At 57.8% G+C, this 23,611-nt stretch carries 21 protein-coding genes and 1 tRNA gene; 11 read left to right on the top strand and 11 right to left on the bottom strand.

Going from position 1 to position 23,611, the window contains the following annotated elements; genetic code table 11:
• A partial coding sequence (locus tag BN1137_RS13950) for an alcohol dehydrogenase catalytic domain-containing protein (protein WP_157433768.1) occupies nucleotides 1-510 on the bottom strand: 510 nt, incomplete at its 3' end.
• A 30-nt stretch (nucleotides 511-540) separates the two neighbouring features.
• On the bottom strand, nucleotides 541-1,563 hold the full coding sequence (locus BN1137_RS13945; protein ID WP_050719193.1) for a LacI family DNA-binding transcriptional regulator: 1,023 nt from the start codon (nucleotides 1,561-1,563) through the stop codon (nucleotides 541-543).
• A gap of 252 nt (nucleotides 1,564-1,815) precedes the next feature.
• Here BN1137_RS13945 and BN1137_RS13940 point away from each other — a divergent pair, with 252 nt between their 5' ends.
• The 4 genes from BN1137_RS13940 (at nucleotide 1,816) to BN1137_RS13925 (ending at nucleotide 5,173) form a co-directional block, all read left to right on the top strand.
• Nucleotides 1,816-2,259, top strand: coding sequence for a PTS sugar transporter subunit IIA (locus BN1137_RS13940; RefSeq protein ID WP_050719192.1), 444 nt, complete (start codon nucleotides 1,816-1,818; stop codon nucleotides 2,257-2,259).
• Between the two features lie 32 nt (nucleotides 2,260-2,291).
• On the top strand, nucleotides 2,292-2,579 hold the full coding sequence (locus tag BN1137_RS13935) for a PTS sugar transporter subunit IIB (protein WP_050719191.1): 288 nt from the start codon (nucleotides 2,292-2,294) through the stop codon (nucleotides 2,577-2,579).
• A 50-nt stretch (nucleotides 2,580-2,629) separates the two neighbouring features.
• Nucleotides 2,630-3,886 (top strand): PTS ascorbate transporter subunit IIC, encoded by a 1,257-nt coding sequence (locus BN1137_RS13930; protein ID WP_050719190.1) that lies wholly within the window; start codon nucleotides 2,630-2,632, stop codon nucleotides 3,884-3,886.
• Between the two features lie 222 nt (nucleotides 3,887-4,108).
• A complete protein-coding gene (locus BN1137_RS13925; protein WP_050719189.1) occupies nucleotides 4,109-5,173 on the top strand; it encodes a glycosyltransferase family 9 protein in 1,065 nt (354 codons plus the stop codon).
• Here the strand turns inward: BN1137_RS13925 and BN1137_RS13920 are convergent.
• The 6 genes from BN1137_RS13920 to rfaD all read right to left on the bottom strand — a co-directional run bounded on the left by BN1137_RS13920 (nucleotide 5,124) and on the right by rfaD (nucleotide 12,121).
• Complete coding sequence (locus BN1137_RS13920) at nucleotides 5,124-6,203, bottom strand: glycosyltransferase family 9 protein (RefSeq protein WP_050719196.1); 1,080 nt, start codon at nucleotides 6,201-6,203, stop codon at nucleotides 5,124-5,126. The genes BN1137_RS13925 and BN1137_RS13920 overlap by 50 nt on opposite strands.
• Before the next feature lie 2 nt (nucleotides 6,204-6,205).
• A complete protein-coding gene (locus BN1137_RS13915; RefSeq protein ID WP_050719188.1) occupies nucleotides 6,206-6,883 on the bottom strand; it encodes a glycosyltransferase family 25 protein in 678 nt (225 codons plus the stop codon).
• A complete protein-coding gene (locus BN1137_RS13910) occupies nucleotides 6,880-8,094 on the bottom strand; it encodes an O-antigen ligase family protein (RefSeq protein WP_198150649.1) in 1,215 nt (404 codons plus the stop codon). Before BN1137_RS13910 ends, BN1137_RS13915 begins: the two co-directional genes overlap by 4 nt.
• 3 nt (nucleotides 8,095-8,097) lie before the next feature.
• Complete coding sequence (locus BN1137_RS13905) at nucleotides 8,098-9,858, bottom strand: bifunctional glycosyltransferase family 4 protein/polysaccharide deacetylase (protein WP_050719186.1); 1,761 nt, start codon at nucleotides 9,856-9,858, stop codon at nucleotides 8,098-8,100.
• A gap of 95 nt (nucleotides 9,859-9,953) precedes the next feature.
• Entirely contained in the window at nucleotides 9,954-11,075 is a 1,122-nt protein-coding gene (locus BN1137_RS13900) for a glycosyltransferase (protein ID WP_050719185.1), read from the bottom strand.
• Between the two features lie 86 nt (nucleotides 11,076-11,161).
• Entirely contained in the window at nucleotides 11,162-12,121 is a 960-nt protein-coding gene (gene rfaD / locus BN1137_RS13895) for an ADP-glyceromanno-heptose 6-epimerase (protein WP_050719195.1), read from the bottom strand.
• A gap of 156 nt (nucleotides 12,122-12,277) precedes the next feature.
• Between rfaD and BN1137_RS13890 the strand changes: the two genes are divergently transcribed.
• From BN1137_RS13890 to BN1137_RS13870, 5 genes are all read left to right on the top strand, one after another.
• Nucleotides 12,278-12,922 (top strand): TetR/AcrR family transcriptional regulator, encoded by a 645-nt coding sequence (locus BN1137_RS13890; protein ID WP_050719184.1) that lies wholly within the window; start codon nucleotides 12,278-12,280, stop codon nucleotides 12,920-12,922.
• 165 nt (nucleotides 12,923-13,087) lie between these two features.
• Nucleotides 13,088-14,278: a glycine C-acetyltransferase gene (locus BN1137_RS13885; RefSeq protein ID WP_050719183.1), complete on the top strand. Its 1,191-nt coding sequence runs from the start codon at nucleotides 13,088-13,090 to the stop codon at nucleotides 14,276-14,278.
• An 89-nt stretch (nucleotides 14,279-14,367) separates the two neighbouring features.
• Complete coding sequence (gene tdh, locus BN1137_RS13880) at nucleotides 14,368-15,393, top strand: L-threonine 3-dehydrogenase (RefSeq protein WP_050719182.1); 1,026 nt, start codon at nucleotides 14,368-14,370, stop codon at nucleotides 15,391-15,393.
• Between the two features lie 304 nt (nucleotides 15,394-15,697).
• Nucleotides 15,698-16,150 carry a c-type cytochrome gene (locus BN1137_RS13875; protein WP_050719181.1) on the top strand — a complete coding sequence of 151 codons (453 nt, stop codon included), beginning with the start codon at nucleotides 15,698-15,700 and terminating at the stop codon, nucleotides 16,148-16,150.
• An 84-nt stretch (nucleotides 16,151-16,234) separates the two neighbouring features.
• On the top strand, nucleotides 16,235-18,511 hold the full coding sequence (locus BN1137_RS13870) for a putative bifunctional diguanylate cyclase/phosphodiesterase (RefSeq protein WP_050719180.1): 2,277 nt from the start codon (nucleotides 16,235-16,237) through the stop codon (nucleotides 18,509-18,511).
• A 22-nt stretch (nucleotides 18,512-18,533) separates the two neighbouring features.
• On the opposite strand, the gene rep is transcribed toward BN1137_RS13870, so the two are convergent.
• A complete protein-coding gene (gene rep, locus BN1137_RS13865; RefSeq protein WP_050719179.1) occupies nucleotides 18,534-20,546 on the bottom strand; it encodes a DNA helicase Rep in 2,013 nt (670 codons plus the stop codon).
• Nucleotides 20,547-20,713: 167 nt separating this feature from the next.
• Here rep and BN1137_RS13860 point away from each other — a divergent pair, with 167 nt between their 5' ends.
• The gene (locus BN1137_RS13860) at nucleotides 20,714-21,934 is read left to right on the top strand and encodes a cysteine desulfurase (RefSeq protein WP_050719178.1); all 1,221 of its coding nucleotides are present in this window, start codon (nucleotides 20,714-20,716) and stop codon (nucleotides 21,932-21,934) included.
• Between the two features lie 12 nt (nucleotides 21,935-21,946).
• Nucleotides 21,947-22,384: a SufE family protein gene (locus BN1137_RS13855; RefSeq protein ID WP_050719177.1), complete on the top strand. Its 438-nt coding sequence runs from the start codon at nucleotides 21,947-21,949 to the stop codon at nucleotides 22,382-22,384.
• On the opposite strand, the gene tcdA is transcribed toward BN1137_RS13855, so the two are convergent.
• Together tcdA and BN1137_RS13845 are read right to left on the bottom strand one after the other, a co-directional pair.
• The gene (tcdA, locus tag BN1137_RS13850) at nucleotides 22,369-23,253 is read right to left on the bottom strand and encodes a tRNA cyclic N6-threonylcarbamoyladenosine(37) synthase TcdA (RefSeq protein ID WP_050719194.1); all 885 of its coding nucleotides are present in this window, start codon (nucleotides 23,251-23,253) and stop codon (nucleotides 22,369-22,371) included. The genes BN1137_RS13855 and tcdA overlap by 16 nt on opposite strands.
• A 189-nt stretch (nucleotides 23,254-23,442) precedes the next feature.
• A tRNA-Asp gene (locus tag BN1137_RS13845) sits at nucleotides 23,443-23,519 on the bottom strand.
• Between the last annotated feature and the right edge of the window lie 92 nt (nucleotides 23,520-23,611).

Genomic DNA, 23,611 nt, shown 5'->3' with positions numbered 1-23,611 from the left:
CGCCGCCAGCAGGGCGACGGCGGTCGAGCCCACGCCACCGGCGGCACCGGTCACCAGCACTTCACCGCTCGCGGGAGTGATGCCAGCTTCCTCCAGCGCCAGCACGCACAGCATGGCGGTGAGGCCGGCGGTGCCGATGCACATGGCCTGACGCTCATCCAACCCGGCCGGCAGCGGCACCAGCCAGTCCGCCTTGACCCGCGCCTGCTCGGCCATGCCACCCCAGTGCCCCTCGCCCACACCCCAGCCGGTCAGCACCACCTTGTCACCGGGCTGATAGCGGCCGTCGGCGGATTCGAGCACGGTACCGGCGAAATCGATGCCGGGCACCAGCGGCCACTGACGCACTATCTTGCCCTTGCCGGTGATGGCCAGGCCATCCTTGTAGTTGATGGAGCTATGGCTCACCGCCACCCGCACCTCTCCTGCCGGCAGTTGGCTCTCGGCCAGCTGGGTGAGGGTCGGAACGGTCTTGCCGTCTTGGTTTTCCAGTAACAGTGCCTTGAACATGCATGCCTCTCAGGGTGATGGCGTCGGGGCTCAGGTGCTCTGACGTTTTTGCAGTTGAAAATCCAGGGCCAGGGCCGTGCCCGTGACCGCCTCGCCGGCCAGCTGACGCAAGATCAGTTCCGCCGCCTCCTGGCCCATCTGGTGATAGGGGATCTTGACCGAGGTGAGCGCCGGATAGCAGGCCCGCGCCACATCCAGATCGTCAAAACCGGCGATGGCGAGCTTGCCCGGCACGCTCAAGTGACGACGTTGGCACTCAAACAACACCCCCGCCGCTAGCTCGTCGTTGACGCAGACCAACGCGTCCAGCTCCGGCCAGCGCAGCAAGAACTCTCCCAGCATGGCGGCACCGGTGCTGAAGCTCGGTCGCTCCGAGGTGTTGATGATGGCATCGGGGGAGAGGTAGTTATCCAGCAGCGCCTTCTGCCAACCCTGCATGCGTTGCTGCAGCATCCACTGCTCCTGGCGGGCACACAGAAAACCGATATTGCGATAACCGCGCTCTATCAGATGCTGGGTCAGCTGATAACCCGCATCGAAGTTGGAGACCCCGACGTTCATGTCGATGGGCTGACGCGCCATGGCCCCCACCTCCACCACCGGCAGGCGAGCCGCCACCAGCCGGCCGCGAATAATGTCGCCGGGATCGCCACCAAACAGCACCACGGCAGCCGGATTGTGCTGCAAAAAGCTGCTTAGCAGGTTTTCCTCCTGTTGTTTCAGGTGCTGGGCATCCCCCAACATGATCTGATAGCCCTCAGCCAGCAGGGTCTGCTGCAGGCCGGCAATCATGTCACCGCAGCCACGCTCGGCCAGGCTCGGAACAATGACCACTATGGTCTGGGAAGTGGCGGAGGCGAGCGCCCCCGCCGCCCGATTGGGGATATAGCCAAGTTCGTCCACCGCAGCTTCGATACGCTCACGCATCTTGTCTGACACCAGCTCGGGGGTGCGCAGGGCGCGGGAGACCGTCATGGCCCCCACCCCGGCCAGCCTGGCAACCTCGTTGAGGGTCACCCGACCCGTGCTACGGCGTTTTTTGACTTCTGACATCCTTTCCCTTCCTCGGCATACGGGTGCTCACTTTAAGGCAAAAGTGCGGCACTGACTATTTGCTCACACTGTATTTTACCTCCTTTGACCTAGTTAAGGCGCAATACGAATCCCTTCTTTGAGATAAATGATAGCGCTATCACAGTTCGATGTTAGCGCTATCTGGTAGCGCTAACTTTCGAGATCCCGCTCACAGTTATCGAGAGGCAAGATCGCTAGATTGGCCCCATCTTATCCAGCCGGATCACTGCCATGCTGACTCAACTGTTGACCGAAGAGGTCATCTCCATCGAAGCGGGAGCGCGCGACTGGCGTCACGCCATCGAACTCGCCACAGCGCCTCTGCTGGCCAATGGCACCATTGAACCCTCCTATGTGGCGGCGCTGTACCGCTCCCACGAACAGCTCGGCCCCTACTATGTGCTGGGCCCCGGCCTCGCCATGCCCCATGCCCGTCCGGAGGATGGCGTCAACCGGCTGGGACTGGGGCTGACCGTGCTGAAACAGGGGGTCAATTTCGATTCAGAGGGCAACGACCCCATCCAGCTGCTGGTCACCCTGGCCGCCAGCGACAGCAACTCCCACGTGGAGACCATCGCCCAGCTGGCCGAGCTGTTCATGAATGAAGAAGACGTGGCGGCCATCATTGCGGCCGACACCAAAGACGACATATTGCGCATCCTGGCGCGCTATTGAGCGGCGCCCTGCGCCCTGACAGAGGAAGAGAGATGAAAATTCTGGTTGTATGCGGACACGGCCTGGGCACCAGCCTGATGATGGAGATGAGCATCAAGAGCATCTTGAAGGAGCTGAATGTGACCGCCGAGGTGGATCACCGGGATCTCGCCTCCGCCGGCAGCGAGAGCGCCGAGATGTTCGTGGCCACCCGCGACATCGCCGAACAGCTCACCAGCATGGGGGTCAACGGCCGGCTGGTGTCGCTGGACAACATGGTCGACAAGGCCGCCATGAAGGAGCGGCTCTCCGCCGCCCTGCGTGAGTTGGGCGCACTCTGAGTGCAACACTGCGGCCCGAGGGCCGCACCTTCCATTGATTGGAGCTGACCATGGAATTTTTCAATTTTCTGATGTTTGACGTGCTGTCGGAGCCGGCCGTGCTGGTCGGCCTGATCGCCCTTATCGGCTTGATTGCCCAGAAGAAACCCGTGACCGAGTGCATCAAGGGCACGGTCAAGACCATCATGGGCTTCGTCATCCTGGGGGCCGGCGCCACCCTGGTGGTGAACTCGCTGGGCGACTTCGCCACCATCTTCCAGCACGCCTTCGGCATCAAGGGGGTGGTCCCCAACAACGAGGCCATCGTCTCCATCGCCCAACAGTCGTTTGGTAAGGAGATGGCGATGATCATGTTCTTCGCCATGCTGGTAAACATCCTGATCGCCCGTCTCACCCCCTGGAAATTCATCTTCCTGACCGGTCACCACACCCTGTTTATGTCGATGATGGTTGCGGCCATTCTCTCCGCCGGCGGCATGAGCGGCATCCCGCTGATCGCGGTCGGCAGCCTGGTGGTCGGTATCACCATGGTGCTGTTCCCGGCCATCGCCCACCCCTACATGAAGCAGATCACCGGCTCAGACGAGGTGGCGCTCGGCCACTTCTCCACCATCTCCTACGTGCTGGCCGGCTGGATCGGCGCCAAGTTCGGCAACAAAGCCCACAGCAGTGAAGAGGTGCAGGTGCCCAAAAGCCTGCTGTTCCTGCGCGATACCCCGGTGGCCATCTCCTTCACCATGGGCATCATCTTCCTCATCACCTCCGCCTTCGCCGGCCCCGAGTTTGTCAGCAGCGTCGCCAAGGGCAAGCACTGGTTCATGTTCTCCCTGATGCAATCCATCACCTTCGCTGCCGGTGTCTACGTCATCCTGCAGGGGGTGCGCATGGTCATCGCCGAAATCGTGCCGGCCTTCAAGGGGATCTCCGACAAGCTGGTACCGAACGCCAAGCCGGCGCTGGACTGCCCCATCGTCTTCCCCTATGCCCCCAACGCCGTGCTGATCGGCTTCCTGTCGAGCTTCACCGCCGGCCTGGTAGGCATGGTACTGCTCTATCTGCTGGGGCTCACCGTCATCATCCCGGGCGTGGTGCCGCACTTCTTCGTCGGCGCCGCCGCCGGGGTGTTCGGCAATGCCACCGGTGGTCGCCGTGGCGCCCTGCTTGGTGCCTTCGCCAACGGCCTGCTGATCACCTTCCTGCCGGTGTTCCTGCTGCCGGTGCTTGGGGATCTGGGCTTTGCCAACACCACCTTCAGCGATGCCGACTTTGGCGTGGTGGGCATACTGCTCGGTCTGATCGTGCGCTGATCGCACCGATAGGCTGTCAACAAAAGGCACGGCCCAGGGGTCGTGCCTTTTTCGATCCGCACTTCTGCGACTCGGATGCCCAAGAATTAAACACTGGCGGGAAAATGCGGCCGTCACAGTGCTTGGGATCGGATTTTCACGCCGTCGCGGCAGCATCTGACCACCTAGTGCGATATGCTGTTGTGCTGACGTTCAACAACGACCTCACTTGAGGCCTTCGCCATGAAATACCTAGTAGTACAAACCAAACAGATAGGGGATGTGCTGATCTCCACGGCACTGTGCAACAACCTCAAGCAGCATGATCCCGACGGAGAAGTGCACTATCTGGTCATGGATTACTGCGCGGGCATGGCAGAGGGTAATCCCAATATCGACAAGCTGATTGTCATCGAGAAGTCACGCCGCAACGAGTGGCGCTATATGAAAGAGCTGCTGATGGGGATCCGCCGCGAGCGTTATGACGTGGTGATCAACAGCCAGGGCCAGATGATAGGCCTGCTGACCTGCCTCATCTCGGGAGCCAAATTACGGATCGGTTTTGACTCCTTTCCTTGGCGACTCGGCCACAACCGCATAGTCCGGTTTCGCAAAGATACAGAACATCAGGGCAACAGCACCCTAGTTGACGACAGATTCTCACTGCTAAAGCCTCTCGGACTAGCACAAGAGGATCGCAACTATTATCTCTGGTTGAGTGATGCGGAGAAGCAGCAGGGACGCGAAACCCTGTTGGCGGCCGGTATCGATCCCGTCAGGCCACTGATCGCCATGGGGGTCAATTCCCTTGGCCACTACAAACGTTGGCCCATCGATTGTTTTGCGGCAGTGGCGCGTTGGCTCATCGAGGAGCACAACGCTCAGATCCTGATCTATTGCGGGCCGGGGGAAGAGGAGTACAACCGTGGCCTGAAGCCCCTGCTGCCAGAAGCGCTGCAGGCCAGCGTGTTTGACCATATCCAGACCCGCTCGGTACGGGAGTTGGTCGGGCTCTTCTCCCACTGCCAGCTGTTTGTCGGCAATGACACTGGCCCACGGCACATGGCGCAGGCCATCGGCCTGCCACTGCTGACCATAGTGGCCCCGGGCGGCGACAAGATCATCGCCAACCCGGTGAACCACCCCCGGTATCAGGCCATCGATATCTTCGATGCCAAAGGGGCGGATTTCCAGCTGCCAACCCAGGAGAAGGACTTCTTCGATGAAGCCCTGTTCCGATCAATTACACCTGAGCTGGTTATTCAGCGACTAGCGGCGCTACTTGCTCAGTCACGGGCAGCAGACTAGCTAGTGCCTCACAGACGGCCTGGTTATCGACATTGTTCATGTCGGCATTCAGGCCAGGGGAGTCGCTGAACAGGATCCTGACCCGCAGCGTACTGGTCGGCAGCCACTGGTTGAACGTCTCACCGTGGCGCGGATAAATCGACACCAGCGGCTTCTCCAGTCCAACGGCGATATGCACTATGGCGGTGTCCACCGACAGCACAGCCTTAGCGTGCTGAACACAATAGATGGCATCATCGATTGTGTTCACGCCTTCCAGCAGCATAACATTGCCAGCCGAGCTGTCCCTGACCATGGCCTCCGCAGCAGCATAAGTTGCGGGTGAAGAGAGCACTCCGAAGCGATGGGCGGCGAACTCGGTGGCCAACGTCTTCAGCAACTCAACCATCTTGGCGTGCGAGAATGACTTGTACTGAGTGCTGCCGAAGGGATTGATGAGAATGAGATCATCACAAGCCGAGGTCACATTCCCCTTCCCTGCCACAGGGATTATGTACTGCGGATCTATCTCTTTCGCTCCCAGCAGAGACAACAGATAGCGATATTTATCCTGGAACAGCATGCCCACCGTCGCCTTGGACAGCTTCACATTGACGCGTCCGATACTGTCGTCGAGGGAGGCAACATTGGTCGGCGAGAGTTTGTGCAGGAGATAGAGATCCTTCATCTTCATCCCCTCGGTGAGATGTATCACCAGATCGACATGGGGAATGGATGACACCACCTTGCCGATGGCGCCGTAGCCGGGCCGCTTGTTGATCTCGATGACGTCATCAACCCCGAAGCAATTCCGATACAGGCTGGCCAGGGCCGGGGTCGTGATAACAGTCACCCTCTTGTTTCCGGGCAGCTTTTTTATTTCCCGGAAAAAGAAGGAAGAGATGAAGGAATCACCCAGCTTGGCATCCCAACGGATCACCAATATATGATTGATGTCCCCCTGGATACCGAGTGGCATCTTCTTGTCAAACAAGAGAATGCCCAAGGCTCTGCGCACCCGGTCACGTAATAGCTGCAAATAACCGATCACTATCAAACCTCGTCATCGGTCACATGAGGACCATAGTTGCGATCATCGATCGTGGTATCAAACAAGCCGACATCCATGCAGCAGGGTTCAATTCCGGAGGCCGTCAAGCCATTGAGCTGCAAGCGTCCAGTCAGATAATCTGATGGCATCCGAATGGGGTAGGCTTTTTCCAACAACTTTTTTGCACCCGCCAGGGTCAATATATACCCTGCCGTCGATATTATTCCGCGTTTGGAGTTGCGACTCGGAGAGATATATTGGGCAAGGCGATACCCTTCCGGCATTTTTTTCATCCACGGCCAGGACTTCACCTTGCCATGATGCAGAAAGACAATCTCCGACTGACATGCCGATATGGCCTGCGATACGATGGCTTTGAAATGACCATGCAGATATATATCATCTTCCAGCACAATACAACGTTCAATCTTCTTGGCGACCATCATTTCATATATACCGATATGACTCATGGCACAGCCAACTTCACCCAAACTCAGATCATGACCACAAAACTGCTTGGCAAGTGGGAAGTCTACCCGCTTCAATTCATCTTCAGAGACAGCCTTCCCATCCACGGCGTCAAAAAATGAAAACTCTATTGCTCGGCTATCCATATGTTGCTTGATAAAGGAACGCCGTTCCTGGCTTCTGACCAAGCTGATAACAAATACAGGGATCATGATGCTTTCTTTTCCATATTGAATTCGATGGCACACCAGCAGAAAACTAAACTCAACGCATATAGATACAGTGTATTTTGATGCTCAAATGGCACATCACTTAAGGCGCTGACGGCAAACGATAGCGGTATCATAGTGTATGGAGAGCCCCATCCAGCCCTTTCTACCAGCAGCTTCATTGGGTAAAACAAGAAGATCGCCAGAGCCAGGATCCCGACCGCCCCCCGAATAATCAAGTTTTGCATATACTGGCTATGGGCATGCGCCAAAGCAGGATCCATCACCAAGGGTGACACAAGTCCCTGTGAGATCTGTTGTTCTTTGACGGCAGTAAAACCATCAGTACCAACCCCTATCAGGGGAGACTCGAGGAACCCTAGCCAAGCACTTTCCCATGCCACGACTCGTAGTCCCCATGAGGAGTAATATGTTCCTCCTTCAATCCCCTTAATATCAGAAACCGCCTCGGCCATTCGACCCTGCACAATAGTATTTGTCTGATAAAGACCACCAGCCAAGGCCACCAACAACAAAGTAATAAATGCATATTTTAATGGTTTATATAGAGACTTATATATTATCAAAAGACCAATCACAGCTCCCAAAGCTAACCAAACACCACGACTCTGGGAGAGATAGAGTGCAAGCAAAGATGCGGTTATGGAGACCAAAGAACCAGTCTTAACCCAGCATACTTTTCTTGCTCTGATGAACAGGCACCAGTTTAAAATAACCAAAGTCAATGCAGACTGCGAAAATAAGATTGCATTGGTAAAACCTTCTACCCTGACAATACCATTTTCATACTGCCAAAGACTCAATAGGCCCAATCCAATACCGCCAATCAGTATGGCAATGCAGCCCACAGAGAACAGTATCTTTTTTCTAGGCATCATCAGAGAGAATACAGAAACGTAAAATAAATCTCGCATGACCCCATACTGATCTCCATGAATGATTCTGTTTATCAAGATCACGGTAGCATAGAAGACAAAAATCCAGATAAGGCGCCGGTCGGTAAATAGGACCTCCTTCTTCCCCCCGATAAAATAGTTAAGCAGGCCAAGAACGCCAGACACGACCAACAAGTTAGACAAAATGCTCTGACCAGAGGGAACTAGGAACAAACCACAGAATGAAAATGCAATTGTCAGCGCAAAAACGGCTGTTGTTACCTTATCGAGAATTTCAAGAGGCTTAATAGACATCAACGCTTATTTCCTGAAGACATAGTTACCACGGATCTTGCGCCACAGCCCGAACATATCGGTACGAGGGAAAATGGCAATTCGGCGGATCTGAAGCGGGTCCTGATGCATCGCCCTTGGACCGCTGTTAGTGGCCACAGCATAGCGATAACCGGCGGCACGGGCTTGGGTTTTGGCATCGTCGTTCAGATCCCCGTAAGGGTAGGCAAACGACAGCAATGGCTCATCGAGCAACTGCTCCAACCGGTTCTTATTGGCGCAGATCTCGTGCGCCTGCTGCTCCGGGCTGAGCTTGCTGAGACGGGGATGAGTCAGGGTATGACCGCCGATCTCCACATGTCCGGATGCAACCAGCGCACGAATTTCCTCGCCATTCATCAGCGCCACCGGCGTATCGGGATGGGTCGGATGCTCCACATCCCAGCGATTGTGATCTTCGCCGGTGACTATGTACACCACTGCTTTGTAACCATATTTTTCAAGCAGCGGCAGCATACGGGTGAGATTGTCCCGGTAACCGTCATCCACGGTGATCATCAGATACTTTTTGCCGTACTGCAGGCGGTGGATAAAGCCCTTGTCCGCCAAGTCTTTAAACGTCAGCGTCTCGTAACCGAGCCACTTCATCAGCTTCAGGTGCTTCTCGAACATGGCAATCGGCAGCCAGGTGCCGTGCACTCCCTTCTCGCTCTCTTGCTCGATGAAACGGTGATACATGATGACCGGCATCTCGCGGCGCAGGGTCTCGACCACGGCATCCTGGTAGACGGACTCGAGCCCGCTCACCACTTCCTGCAAACCATATTCATGCTGGATGCGCTGACGAAGGGGGTCCGGCACCGTCTTGCTGGCCAGTGCCGGGGCAATCTGTGCCTTCAAGGCGGCGAAATCGATCGCCAGATCCTGCGGCCCTATGTCGCCAAAGTTGCTCGCCAGCGCCTCGTCCAAATTCTGCTCGGTCACCAGCCCGATGGCCTTGGCTTCGCCGATGGCAAAGGCCGGGCGGCCGCATAGCAGCGCCTCCATTGCAACTCGGCCGGCACCTATCACCAGATCGCAACCTGCCAATAAAGTAGGGACATCGTCCACATAGCCGACGAACTCGGCTTTTTCTTTGAATCGAGCGAAGCGCTCAGGCACCTGGGTGCCGCTGACAATCCGTACCCGATAGGCATCCAGATCCAATACTTCGTCCAGCAGGCGATAACAGAGCTCCCCCTTGGGGCCACTCAGTCGACCGACGATAGCGATCACCGGCCTGGGGTTATCCGGCGCAGGCATCGGCTGGAATTTGTCGGTTTCGATACCGTTGCGCAGTACCTGCACCTTGGCTGGATCCACCCCCAGATTGTCGATGATCTGCTGGGCGATATCCTCACATACCGCCACCGCCCTATGCCCAAGCGCATGGAATGCCTTGCGTGATGCATGCACCGGCTGGCGGCCGTGAACCGTGGTGATCATCGGCGTGCCGGTCAGCTTGCAGGCGACATAGCTGCTCCAGCCGGAGGCGCGGGAATGGGCGTGCACTAGCTGGATATGGTACTTCTTGATGAGATAGATGAGGTAGAACACGTGCCAGAAGCGGCGCGGTATGCTGCGTTTGTTGAAACGCAACTTGAACACAGGCCCTTGGGTGGGCTTGGTCAGGGTGTCTGAAACATAGAAGACATTGTGACCACGTCGGGTCAACTCGTTGCCAACCGTGGTGGCATAGACCTCAGCGCCCGTCACTTCGAGCTGGGAGAGTGCCATCAGTATATTCATAGTTATCCAACTCACGACTAAGGTTGCTCATCTACTTTGTCACACTACCATCATTCTCCGGTGACTGTGCCTGACAAGGTGAGAGCAACTCAAGATTAGGTATCTAGTAGATGCTCGACGTCGCTCATACTTCGTTTGAAGCTGAATATGTCGGCTCTATGCTTGGATAAACTGGCATAACGTTCGCGGCTCCCCTCATCTTCCAATAGGGTTTTTATGCCTTTGGCCAAGGCCTGAACATCGTTGACGGGAACCAGATAGCCAAATTCACCGTCATTCAGTGCTTCTTTCGGGCCTGTGCATGCTGTCGAGATGATGGCCTTGCCAAGGGTCATGGCTTCAACCAGTACCACCGGATATCCTTCGTAACGAGAAGACATCACAAAGAGATCACTACCCGTGATATAGGGGTAAGGATTGTCCTGAAATCCCAGTAGACTGGTATAGCCACCCAGTTGATGTTCTTGGATATATTGCTCCAATACAGCTCTATCTGATCCTTCACCCAGAATGGTCAGATGGTAGTTCATGCCGGCGGCAATATTCTGATGATGCGCAGCCAGCAAGAGATCAAATGCTTTTTGTGAATTAAGCAATCTGCCAATGGCCAACACATTCAGCCCATCTCCAACCTTGATGCTCTCCTTCCCTTTGGCAGCGATATAGCTGGTATCGATCGGATTATAAATCACCGAAATATTGCTCTCGAGTGCAGGATGGAGATTCAAGATGGATTGTCTGACCCCTTCCGAAACACAGACAACCTCATCCATCCCCTCATACACCACCTTTTCAAGCGTTCGAGGTAAGGTGTGATGCCGTTCAAGATCGATATGCACCCAGGCTATCTTTTTCTGAGGGCCATTGAGATAGGACAAAAGCAGGCTCGCATCCCCTTCCAGAAAAGAGACGCCAACATCAAAATAATCGGGAATAAGAACATTGGCCAACCATGCTTTGGCCAGGATCAGGGAGTACCATCTTTTCTTCAGGGAATAAATGATCCCTCGACGCAAAAAACCTTTCGGCTCAGGCCCTAACAAATATTTCACCTTGATATAACGAGGCAATGTAGACAGATACACCCCTTCATATCGCAGCAGCAATAGTGTTATTTCATATTTAGCTTCATCAAGATGATTGAGTATGTTGACCAGTACTTTCTCGGCTCCCCCGCCCTCCAGTGTCTCCATCAAGAACAGCACTTTTTTCTTCATACTAGAAATCACATAATTTGAGGCGTGAACAAAGAATACAAGGGCTACCCGATATAGGGGTAGCCCTTGTCAGAGAAAAAACTACATCAAGCCCGGTTCAACCAGGCCATGTAATCGGCCACGCCTTCGGCCACCGTCTTGAACTCACCGTCATAGCCGACGCTGCGTAATTTGGTGAGATCAGCCTGGGTGAAGCTCTGGTAGCGGCCCTTCAGGTGATCCGGGAAGGGGATGTATTCGATGGTACCCTGCTGGTGATGCTTGATCACGGCTTCGGCCACGTTCTGGAACGGCTCGGCACGGCCGGTACCGCAGTTGAAGATGCCGGAGTGCTGCGGATTCTGCCAGAACCAGAGATTCACCTTGCAGACGTCGTCCACGTAGACGAAGTCACGCATCTGGCCGCCGTCCGGGAAGCCGTCACAGCCTTCGAACAGCTTGGGATTGTCGCCCTGCTTCACCTGGGTGTTGAGGTGGAAGGCGACGGACGCCATGGAGCCCTTATGCTGCTCGCGCGGACCGTAGACGTTGAAGTACTTCAGGCCGACAACCTGGGAGTCGATCTCCGGCATCAAGCGACGCACGTACTGATCGAACAGCTGCTTGGAGTAGCCGTAGACGTTGAGCGGCTGCTCGAACTTCGGATCTTCGATGAAGTTATCGTTGCGGCCACCGTAGGTGGCGGCGGAAGAAGCGTAGATGAACGGAATTTCCCGCTCGATACAGTAGTGGAACAGATCCTTGGAGTACTCGTAGTTGACCTCCATGATGAACTTGCCGTTCCACTCGGTGGTGGCCGAGCAGGCGCCTTCGTGGAAGATCACCTCGATGCCGCCATCCCACTCCTCAAACTCGTCACCGGAGACGATACGCGCCTGGAACTCGTCTTTGTCCATGTAATCGGCAATGGTCAGGTCGACCAGGTTGACGAACTTGGTGCCGTCGGTCAGGTCATCGATGACCACCACATCGGTGCGTCCCATGGCATTGAATTGCTTGACCAGATTGCTGCCGATAAAGCCTGCACCGCCAGTTACTACGATCATGGAGTTTGCCTCGCGTACGTTGATGGCCACGTGTGACTGCCTGTTAAAGCTGTGTATAGTGGGCCAATTTGAAATTGCCGAAAAGTTTATCACGGGCCGCAAGGGGATTCGACCTTGATGACTTTTCCCATCCGGGGCCCGGCAGAAGGATCAGCGATGAAAACCAGAGACAGGATCATTCACAGCGCCACCGAGCTGTTCAACGATCAGGGTGAACGCAACATCACCACCAACCACATTGCTGCCCATCTCGGCATCAGTCCAGGCAACCTGTATTACCACTTCCGCAATAAAGAAGACATCATCCACTCCATCTTCGATCAGTATGCTCGTCACCTGAGCGAGAGCTTCACCCCCGCCCGCAGCAACGAGATCAAGCTGGAAGATCTGATGGGTTATCTGGATGCCATCTTCTATCTGATGTGGCAATTTCGCTTCTTCTACGCGAATCTGCCGGACATTCTGAGTCGCGACGAGCCGTTGCAACACAAATACCTCAAGGCCCAGGAGCAACTGCGCGCCGCCGTGGTCGCCCTGCTCAGGAGCCTGCGCGAGGGGGGCATCATCGCCGTCAGCGACGACGATCTACCGGATCTCGGCCAGACCATCAAGATGGTGGTGACCTGCTGGATCCCGTTCCAGATAGCCCAGGCCCCCAGCGCCCGCATCACCAAGCCACTGCTTTATCAGGGGGTGTTGCGGGTGCTGTTCCTGCTGCGCCCCTATGTGCAGCCTCAGGTGGCCGAACAGATCCGTCAGCTGGAACAGCACTACCACCAGCTGGCCCAACCAGCTGGGTGAGATCTGTTTCACAATTGTTGAATATCAGCACAATAATTTGAATTCATGGGCAGCGGTTGCAGTAAAATGTTGCCCATTCCAGGGTCTGCTGGCGTTTCATCACGACGGCACGGCAAGACCAAGCAACCCTGATTACACAGCTAACACAGCGAATGAGGACCGAGGATGTCTAACGGATTCTATCGTCACCTGAGCGAGCAGCTCGAGCAGGTCAAAGCGGAAGGGCTGTACAAGCAGGAACGCATCATCACCTCGGCCCAGCAGGCCCAGATCGCGGTGGGCGGCGAACAGGTACTGAACTTCTGTGCCAACAACTACCTGGGGCTGGCCAACCACCCCGAGCTTATCAAGGTGGCCCACCAGGGGCTGGATAGCCATGGCTTCGGCATGGCCTCGGTGCGCTTCATCTGCGGCACCCAGGATCAACACAAGGTACTGGAGCAGAAGCTGTCGGCCTTCCTCGGCACCGAAGACAGCATCCTCTACTCCTCCTGCTTCGATGCCAACGGCGGTCTGTTCGAGACCCTGTTCGGCGCCGAAGACGCCATCATCTCCGATGCCCTGAACCACGCCTCCATCATCGACGGCGTGCGACTGTGCAAGGCCAAGCGCTATCGCTATGCCAACAACGACATGGCCGAGCTGGAAGCCCAACTCAAACAGGCCAACGCCGATGGCGCCCGCTTCAAGCTGATCGCCACCGACGGTGTCTTCTCCATGGACGGCGTCATCGCCGACCTGAAATCCATCTGCGATCTGGCGGACAAGTACGATGCCCTGGTGATGGTGGATGACTCCCACGCGGTGGGCTTCATCGGTGAAAACGGCCGCGGCACCCACGAATACTGCGACGTGCTGGACCGGGTCGACATCATCACCGGCACCCTGGGCAAGGCGCTCGGTGGCGCCTCCGGTGGCTATACCTCCGGCAAGAAAGAGGTGATCGACTGGCTTCGTCAACGCTCCCGCCCCTACCTGTTCTCCAACTCGCTGGCCCCCTCCATCGTCTCGGCCACCATCAAGGTGATCGACATGCTGGCCGAGGGCCATGCCCTGCGCGCCCAGCTGAAAGAGAACAGTGAGTATTTCCGCACCCGCATGAGTGCCGCCGGCTTCACTCTGGCCGGCGCCGATCACGCCATCATTCCGGTGATGCTGGGGGATGCCAAGCTGGCCTCCGAGATGGCGAGCCGTATGCTGGCCGCCGGCATCTACGTGGTGGGCTTCTCCTTCCCGGTGGTGCCCAAGGGTCAGGCCCGCATTCGTACCCAGATGTCTGCCGCCCATACCCGCGAGCAGCTGGACAAGGCCATCGATGCCTTCATCCGCATCGGCCGCGAGCTGGGCGTGATTTGATCACATGGCTATTTGATTAAAACGGGGGCCAAGGTTGGGCCCCATTTTATTACCCTCTGTACCCGGCCAAGCGCCGTGAGGAACCTGTCATGAAAGCACTCTCCAAACTCAAATCCGAAGTCGGCATCTGGATGACGGACGTCCCGGCCCCCGAGCTCGGCCACAACGATCTGCTGATCAAGATCCGCAAGACCGCCATCTGCGGCACCGATATCCATATCTACAACTGGGATGAATGGTCCCAGAAGACCATCCCCGTGCCCATGGTGGTCGGCCATGAATACGCCGGTGAGGTCGTGGCCGTCGGCCAGGAAGTGCGTGGCTTCGCCGTGGGCGATCGCGTCTCCGGTGAAGGCCATATCACCTGCGGTCACTGCCGCAACTGCCGCGCCGGTCGCACTCACCTGTGCCGCAACACCATAGGCGTCGGCGTCAACCGCCCGGGCAGCTTCGCCGAGTACCTGGTGATCCCGGCCTTCAACGCCTTCAAGCTGCCGGACAACATCCCGGATGAGCTGGCCGCCATCTTCGATCCGTTCGGCAACGCCGTGCACACCGCGCTCTCCTTCGATCTGGTGGGCGAAGACGTGCTCATCACCGGCGCCGGCCCCATCGGCATCATGGCCGCCGCCGTCTGCCGTCATGTGGGCGCCCGCCACGTGGTGATCACCGACGTCAACGAGTACCGGTTGGAGCTGGCTCGCAAGATGGGTGCCACCCGCGCCGTCAACGTGAGCAAGGAGAAGCTCGCCGACGTGATGAGCGAGCTCGGCATGACCGAGGGCTTCGACGTGGGGCTGGAGATGTCCGGCGTGCCTAGTGCCTTCCAAGACATGATCGACAAGATGAACCACGGCGGCAAGATCGCCATGCTCGGCATTCCGCCCTCCACCATGGCCATCGACTGGAACAAGGTGATCTTCAAGGGACTGTTTATCAAAGGGATCTACGGCCGCGAGATGTTCGAGACCTGGTACAAGATGGCCAGCCTCATCCAGTCCGGGCTGGATCTATCCCCCATCATCACCCACAGCTTCCACATCGACGATTTCCAGCAAGGGTTCGATGCCATGCGCTCCGGTCAGTCCGGCAAGGTGATCCTCAACTGGGATTGATAACGCCGTCGCCGTATCGGCGTGTTCGCATCGAGGAGACCAGCAGCGTCTCGATGCCGCACGCTCCGGTCAGTTCGGCAAGGTGATCCTCAACGGGGGCAAGTGCTTCTTTCTCACCTCCTACCCAGAAAACCCGGCGAAAGCCGGGTTTCTTTTTACCGCTACCGGCCCCGCCCACCCCCTCCCCTGTCGAAACTTTCTTCACAGATTGCTTAACACTTCACACACAAGCGTTTAAATGGCTGTAACTATTCGGTTATAATCCCGTCGTTTTCTAGGGATAATAAGAGCCTGCTGGGAGTACATGAGCGTGTTGAAAAAACTGAGCTATTTGCTGGCTGCCGGGATGGCGGTTGCCAGCCTGTCCGGCGCCGTGTTGGCCGCCGATGAAATGTCACCGGAGGCCATCGCAGAGCGCATCGCCCCAGTCGGCCAGGTCTACACCGCCAAGGATTTGGAAGGGATTGCAACGGCGAGCGCCGCGCCTGCCGCCGCGTCGTCCGGCCCCCGTGACGGTGAGACCGTATTCAAGGGCGCCTGTTTCGCCTGTCATGACACCGGCGCCGCTGGTGCTCCCAAGCGTGGAGACAAGGCCGCCTGGGAGCCTCGCATCGCACAAGGGTTCGACACATTGAAAAAGCATGCCATCGAAGGCTTCACCGGCAAGTCCGGCATGATGCCGCCACGAGGCACCTGCGCCACCTGTAGTGACGAAGAGATCGAGGGTGCCATTCACTACATGATCGACAAGCTCTAAGTACTTGAAAGGGCCGCTATTGCGGCCCTTTCAATCTGTTTACTTCCGGCTACCCTTGAAGGTAATTATATTCGGGAGTTTTGCATGCCAGTCCAGTCCAACACACCGCACGACTCCACACCCTTGCTGGCTATTGTCTCCTCCATCATGGATTTTCCTGCGCCTGACGCCGCCTCTCCTCAGGATTACAGCCGACTGCTACAGCAGTTGGACAAGCTCTGCCCCTTGCAGCAGTTTGCCATGCTGGGGCTGGCCGATGGGGGGCTGCACTGGGTCTATGCACACCAGCTTGCCGAGGATTTCAAGCAGCAGCTGGGGCGTGAGGAGCCTCGTCTCACCGAACAACTCACCCAGCTCGATGAGAGCCAGGGGTGGTGTGTGCAGTCGGTGGAACATGGCGAGGTACAGTGGCTGCTGGCCCGCTCCGCGCCCGAGCACCTGCCGACCCTGCGTCTGCTGTTGGAGTGCCTGGCCAAGCGGCTGCATGAGACCCAAACCGGGGCCCATCTCTCGGAGCAGGCTTCCCCGCTCATCCGGCGAGATCCCCACTGGCAGCAAAAGATAGAAAATATCAGCCGTATCATGCGGCTGGCCCACAGCCTCCCCCATCATGCGCTGTTCTCACAGCTGGAAGCCGTGTTGCGCCAGATGCTGGCCATTCGGGACATGCTGCTGATCCGCCAGGACAGCCCGCGGCTGGAGAGGCTCTACCCGACACAGCTCGCCTACGGTGACGACGTCATCAGGGCGCTCTGTCACAGCACCAACAACATCGAGCGCCACGAACACGGGCTCTACTGGTACAGCCTGCCGCTGCGCCAGCAACAGCAGTATTTTGCTCACTTCCTCATCAGCACGCCCCAGGCCCTGGAAGCCGATGATCGGCTGTTCCTCGATTTCCTGCGCAACCAGCTGACCTTGTTGCTGGAGCTGAAACAGATCCGCCATCAGCTGGATGAGCTCAACTCGGAAGAGTCCATCAATCAGCGGTTGCAACAGCTGCGCCAAACCAACTTGCGGCTGCAAAAGCAGCTCAAGCAGCATCAGGAGCTGGAGCGCCGGCTGCAGTTCAATGCGCTGCATGATCCGCTGACCCAGTTGCCAAACCGGGCCCTGCTGATGAACCACCTCCATCACGCCATGACCCGCTATCGTCGCTACCAGACCCCGGCGTTCACCCTGATCTTCATCGATGTGGATCACTTCAAGCAGGTCAACGACGCCCTGGGCCATGGTGCCGGCGATCAACTACTGCAAGAACTGGGTAAGCGGCTGCAAGGCTGCATCAGACAAAACGACATGGTCGCCAGACTGGGTGGCGACGAGTTCGTCATCTATCTGGATAACAGCCAGCTGGAGGAGGACGTCAGCCCGGTACTCAACCGCCTCGTTGGCCGCATCGCCCACCCGTTCAGGCTGCAGGGCAATGAGCTGACCATCACGGTCAGCCTGGGAGTGGCCAGCGTGTCGGCACAAACCGCGGATATCAGCCAACTGCTGCACCAGGCCGATCTCGCCATGTACCAGGCCAAACGCAACGGCCGCAGCCGCATCGTCAGTTATTCCGAGGCTTGCACCGAGCACGCAGGCTCGCCGGAGGAGATGTTGAGCAGGGCCTTGCGAGAAGGCAGGATAGTGCCCTACTTCCAGCCGGTGATCCGGCTCGAAGACAGCTGTCTGACCGGGCTGGAGGTGATGGCGCGCTGGGTAACCGAGGAGGGGGAACTGAAAGATGCCTTCGATTTCATTCCGCTGGCCGAGCAATGTGGCCTCATCCAGGTGCTGGATCAGCAGATCCTCCGTCGCACCTGTCAGCAGTTGAAGAGCTGGCTGCCGGTCTCGGGCCCGAGCCGCTTCAAGGTCGCCATCAACCTGTCCGGCAAGCATCTGGCCAGTCGCGAGCAGATCATGAAGCTGGTTCATATCATGGAGGAGGAGGGGGTATTACCGAGTTACTTCATCTTCGAGTTCAACGAGCGGGAGCTGTCCAGGCAGAACTCCGACTCGCTCACCTCCCTGCACGAACTCAGGGCCAAGGGCATCCAGATAAGCTTGGATGATTTTGGCACCGGCTTCTCCTCCCTCAATGCCCTGTTCCACTTCCCGGTGGACTACATCAAGGTGGATGACAGCTTCACCCATCGCATGTTGAACTCCCCCAAGGACCTAGCACTGATCCGGGCCATGCGGGATATCTGCCTGGATCTGGACTTCACCCTGGTAGTCGAGGGCATCGAAAACCAGCAGCAGCTGCAAAAGCTGATCGATCTGGGTTGCGCCATGGGACAGGGGCGCTACATCTCACCCCCCCTGCCCGGGGCCGACATCACGCCCCTGCTGATTCAGACCGGCGCCGGTTAGCGCCGGCTCAATCCGGGCAAACTCAATCCTTCTTGAACAGGGCCCGCAGGTTGGCGACCCCGACCTGGCCCTTCTGCTGACGCTCCTCGGCGGTCACCTTCTTCTGGTTCTCCCACTCCAGGTCGTCCTGGGGCAATTCCAGCAGGAAGCGGCTCGGCTCGGGCCGCACCGACTCCCCGTACTGGCGCCGCTCCTTGCAGAGGGTGAAGGTGAGCTCGGTCTGGGCACGGGTGATGCCCACGTAGGCGAGGCGACGCTCCTCCTCCACGTTATCTTCGTCTATGCTGGTCTGGTGTGGCAGCAGACCCTCCTCCATACCCACCATGTAGACATAAGGAAACTCCAATCCCTTGGACGCATGCAGTGTCATCAACTGCACCTGATCCGCCTCATCCTCCCCCTCGTTGCGTTCCATCATGTCGCGCAGGGTGAGACGAGTCACTACCTGAGGCAAGGTCATGGCCTCCTCCAGCTCATCCCCTTCCAGCATCTCGGTGATCCAGCGATAGAGGGTGGAGACGTTCTGCATCCGCATCTCGGCGGCCTTGGGGCTGGGCGAGGTCTCATGGAGCCACTCCTCGTAGTGGATCTCCTTGATCATGTCCCGCACCGCCTCAACCGGATTGCCGCGCAGCGCCTGATCGCCGAGCCGTACCAGCCAGTTGGAGAATGCCTGCAGGGCGACCAAGCCACGGCCGGACAGGTGTTGTTCCAGCCCCAACTCGAAGCTGGCGGCGAACAGACTCTTGCCACGCTGGTTGGCGTACTGGCCGAGCTTTTCCAGGGTAGTGGGGCCAATCTCCCGGCGCGGCAGGTTAACCACCCGTAGGAAGGCCGTGTCCTCGTCCGGATTCACCAGCAGCTTGAGGTAGGCCATGATGTCCTTGATCTCGGTGCGCGAGAAGAAGGAGGTACCACCCGAGATGCGGTAGGGAATGCGGTTGGTCATCAGCGCCTTTTCGAAGATGCGCGACTGATGGTTGCCCCGATAGAGAATGGCGTAGTCCTTGAAGCGGGTGCGGTTCATGAACTTGTGGCCCATCAGCTCGGCGGCGATCCGCTCCGCCTCATGCTCTTCGTTCTTGGCGAACAGCACCTTGATTTTCACCCCCTCATCCAGTTCTGAGAACAGCGCCTTGTCGTACACGTGGGGGTTGTTGGCGATCAGGATGTTGGCACACTTCAGAATCCGTCTCTTGGAGCGGTAGTTCTGCTCCAGCTTGATGAGCTTGAGGCTCGGATAATCCTCGTTCAGCAACACCAGGTTCTGCGGCTTGGCACCGCGCCAGGAGTAGATGGACTGGTCATCGTCCCCCACCACGGTGAAGCGGGCCCGCTCGCCGACGATCTGCTTCACCAGCTCGTACTGGCTGGTGTTGGTGTCTTGGTACTCATCGACCAGCAGGTAACGGATCTTGTTCTGCCAGCGGGTACGCACCTCCTCGTTGCTTTTCAGCAGCAGGGTCGGCATCACGATGAGATCGTCAAAATCCAGTGCGTTATAGGCGGCCATCTGCTTGCTGTAGCGCTCATAGAGCTGGGCCATCAGCACCTCTTCCGGCCCCTGGGCGATGCGCATGGCGCGGGCCGGCAGGATGAGATCGTTCTTCCAGTTGGAGATCTGGCTGATGAGGGCCGACAGCTTGTCCTTGTCGTTATCAAGCTCGGCTTCCGTCAGTTCCTTGAGCAGCGCCAACTGGTCGGTGTCATCGAACAGGGAGAAGTTTGCCTTGAGGTTCAGGCTCTTGTGCTCGCGACGAATGATATCCAGACCCAGGGTGTGGAAGGTGGAGACCATCAGCCCCCGCGCCTCCTTGCGACCCAGGGTCTGGCCGACCCGCGCCTTCATCTCCCGCGCCGCCTTGTTGGTGAAGGTGACCGCCGCTATGTTGCGGGCGTTATAGCCACACTGCTGCACCAGGTAGGCAATCTTGTTGGTGATGACACGGGTCTTGCCCGATCCGGCGCCCGCCAGCACCAGGCAAGGGCCGGAAACAAACTTGACCGCTTCATTCTGATTGGGGTTGAGCTTCATGGGCCGGATCTCTTGGCTTATGATGAGGGGCGGCATTGTAACAGAAATCGGCGAGTGAGCCGTATCCACACCATGCTGTGTCAGCCGTCGGCCAGCATCACGCACCTTGTGTTTGCCTGCCATTTTCAGGATCATGGCCGACTTTTCCAGATGATGATGAGGGGAGCATGAACCAGCAACAGCACGCCCAACTGCGCAGCCAGTTTCCGGCCTTGGCGCAAGAGGTCAATGGCCATCCCCTGGTCTATCTGGATAATGCCGCCACCACCCAGAAACCGCAGGCGGTGCTGGATGTCCTCGCTCACTACTACCGAGCCGACAACGCCAACGTGCACCGCGCAGCTCATGCCCTGAGCGGCCGCGCCACCCGCGCCTTCGAGGCCGCCCGCGAGACGGTGGCGCGCTTTATCCATGCTCCTCGCCCACAGGAAGTTATCTGGACCCGCGGCACTACAGAGGCGATCAACCTGGTGGCCCTGAGCTGGGGCCTGAGCGAACTGCTGGCGGGGGACGAGATAGTGCTCAGCGCCCTCGAACATCACGCCAATATCGTGCCCTGGCAGCTGGTTGCCCAGCGCACCGGCGCCATCATTCGCGTCATTCCACTGGATAAGCGGGGGGATCTGGATCTCGACGCTTACCATGCACTGCTGGGACCGCATACCCGATTGGTCAGCGTCGCCCATGTCTCCAATGCACTCGGCACCGTCAACCCGGTGAAAGAGATAGTGGCCGCCGCCAAAGCCGTCGGTGCCCTGACCCTGATCGACGGGGCCCAGGCGGTGGCGCACCTCGAGGTAGACGTGCAGGCCATCGGCTGCGACTTTTACGCCTTCTCCGGCCACAAGCTCTATGGCCCGACCGGGATAGGGGTGCTCTGGGGCAGAACCGACTTGCTGGAGCGCATGCCACCCTGGCAGGCAGGCGGCGAAATGATCGACAGGGTCAGCTTCGCGGGCACCAGCTTCAATATCCTGCCGTTCAAGTTCGAGGCTGGCACCCCGCACATCGCCGGTGCCATCGGCCTCGCCACCGCCATCGACTTCATCGAACAGCAAGACAGGGCAGCTCTGATTCGCCATGAACAAGATCTCACCGACTATCTGGTGGCAGGGTTGCGGCAGGTGCCGGGCCTGCGCCTCATCGGTGAACCAAGGCTACGTGCTGGCGCCGTCTCCTTCCTGCCGGGTGAGATCCATCCGCAGGATGCAGCCACCCTGCTCGACATGCAGGGCATAGCGCTGCGGGTCGGGCATCACTGCGCCATGCCGCTGATGGAGAGCCTTGGCATCAGCGGTACCATGCGGGCCTCGTTGGCTTGTTACAACAACCGGGATGATGTGGATGCCCTGCTGGCCGCCCTGCACAGACTGGACGATTTCTTTTAAGGCATGACCGAGATGAATAACCTCAACAGCTATACCGCCATCGGCCGGGAACCCAATGCCGAGAGCCTGCGCCAGCAGTTCGCCGCCACCCATGGCTGGGAGAACCAGTACCGGCTCATCATCCAGCTCGGCAAACTGCTGCCCGCGCTGCCCGTCGAGTGGCAAACTGAAGAGAACCGCCTCAAAGGGTGCGAGAGCCAGGCCTGGCTAAAAAGCGAGAAAGGGGAGGATCGTAACTGGCACTTCGCCTGCGATTCCGACGCCCGCATCGTGCGTGGCCTCATCGTCATCGTGCTGGCGGCGCTCAATCACCAGAGCAGCGAGGCCATCCAGGCCTTTGATATGGAAGCCTACTTCACCGAACTGGGGCTGGAGAAACACCTGAGCCCGTCACGAGGTAACGGGCTCAGGGCAATAGTGCTGGCAATACGAGATCAGACCTCGGCTTGATCTCCAGCCATTGGCGTACCACCTTCTACACCTGCGGCGAGCTCTGCTTTCTCAAGTGACGCGGCCTTTTCAGCACGTTCCACTTTGGCCCCACGCTCGGCAATCTTCTTCAACACCCGTGAGGCAGCGACAAGACCGAAGGTCGCCGTCACCGGCGTCACAGCGCCGAAACCCGAGGCGCAATCCATCTTCATATTACCATCGCTGGTTGCCTTGGCCTGACAGGTGCCGCCGTTACCATCCGGGTAACTCAGCTGCTCGGTTGAGAAGACACACTCCACCCCGAACTTGCGGGCCGGGTTCTTGCTGAAGTTATGCAGTCGACGCAGATCGGAGCGTACCTTGGCCGCCAGCGGATCCTGAATGGTCTTGGCCAGATCGGCCACGGTGATCTGGGTCGGGTCCATCTGACCGCCGGCTCCACCCGCCACTATCACCGGGATCTTGTTCCGTTTGCAAAAAGCGATCAACGCCACCTTGGCCCTGACCGAGTCGATAGCATCCACCACATAGTCAAACTCACGCTTGATGTGCTCGGCCAGGTTGTCGGTGGTGACGAAGTCATCCACCTCGATCACCTCGCAATCCGGGTTGATGGCGCGGATACGCTCGGCCATCACTTCGGTCTTCAGGCGACCGACGGTGCCCTGCATGGCATGGATCTGGCGGTTGGTATTGGTGATGCAGATATCATCCATGTCGATCAGGGTGATCTGGTTGATGCCGGCTCGAGCCAGTGCCTCCGCCGCCCAGGAGCCCACCCCGCCGATCCCGACCACACAGACACGAGCCTGACTGAAGGAGTTGAGCGCACCCTGACCATAAAGACGGGCAATGCCACCGAATCGCTGTAGATATTCTGCTTTCATACCACCACCTTGCTTGAGGGCGGCCATTATAGCGGCAACAAGGGCTCGCGACATCATCAGATAGGATGATGTGACAACAGGAAGGGAGGAGTCAACGCGATAACTGATGAGGATACGCGGCACAAAGAGGGGATTTGGAGAATTTCAAACAAAAAAAAGCCCAGTCGTTAGACTGGGCTTTCTAATCAGTGGCGGAGCGGACGGGACTCGAACCCGCGACCCCCGGCGTGACAGGCCGGTATTCTAACCAACTGAACTACCGCTCCACAATTTGCTAGCGTTTCGCTAAATTCTTGCCGCTTACTGAGGTGTCATCCTCGCAGCCAATCATGCACTCGCTGCACAACTGTTTAATTGG

This window comes from Aeromonas tecta (assembly GCF_000820185.1).
In the GTDB taxonomy this organism is placed as follows: domain Bacteria; phylum Pseudomonadota; class Gammaproteobacteria; order Enterobacterales; family Aeromonadaceae; genus Aeromonas; species Aeromonas tecta.
The sequence above is the reverse complement of the archived record's forward strand: the minus strand, read 5'-3'. Positions and strand labels throughout refer to the sequence as shown.